Source organism: Streptococcus infantis (genome assembly GCF_047460825.1).
In the GTDB taxonomy this organism is placed as follows: Bacteria; Bacillota; Bacilli; order Lactobacillales; family Streptococcaceae; genus Streptococcus; species Streptococcus infantis_V.
On sequence record NZ_JASHFO010000081.1, the window covers coordinates 1 to 705 of the forward strand.

Sequence of the window (705 nt, forward strand, 5' to 3'; positions counted from 1 at the left end):
CTTGCGCTGCAGTATTTTCGATGTCTACACCACCAGGTACATCAGCTTTCACTGTTGTTGGGATGTCGAACTTGTAGTAACGTCCAAAGGCGAATTTAGTTGTGTCAATAACTTGAGTGTTATCTGCATCGCCAAGTGACTTAGTGAAGCCAGCTTTAAGAGTTGCAGTCATCACACCGTTGTTCACAGTGATATCGAATTTATCTGTTACATCTGCTCCACTTACTGAATCGTAAGCCTTGATAGCTGAAGCATCTACATCAACTTTCGTTTCATCGAAGTCATCAGTGATTCCTACAGATTGAACGTTTTCTTTGTTAGTTGCTGAGAATTTAGTTGTATCCAACCATACTTGGTAGTAAAGCTTATCTCCGCGATTAACAGTCTTAGTATTGATGTTTTCTGCTTCGTTGTTGTTAGCTTGATCTACATATGGATTTTTATTTGTCTCACCATATTTATCAGTCAACTCAGAATCATCATCAAGAAGTTTGTTGTCAGTGATTGAGAATTTCTCTTTATTCAATACATACTTCTCTGGTTGGAACTTAGGTTCTGTTGGAGGAGTTACTGTATTATTGAACTCTTTGTCAGCTGGTTCAGTTACGTTAGCAACCAATGCTTTAGCTGTACCGTCATGAGATACTGTTACAGTTACTTCTGCCTTCATTGTATCGTAAGTGACAGTAGCGTCTGCACCTTTAA

1 protein-coding gene is annotated in these 705 nt (G+C 38.9%); it reads right to left on the reverse strand.

What is annotated here, in order from left to right:
- Window positions 1-705: SspB-related isopeptide-forming adhesin (locus QM911_RS09905; protein ID WP_414313886.1), on the reverse strand; the 705-nt coding region annotated here is incomplete at both ends.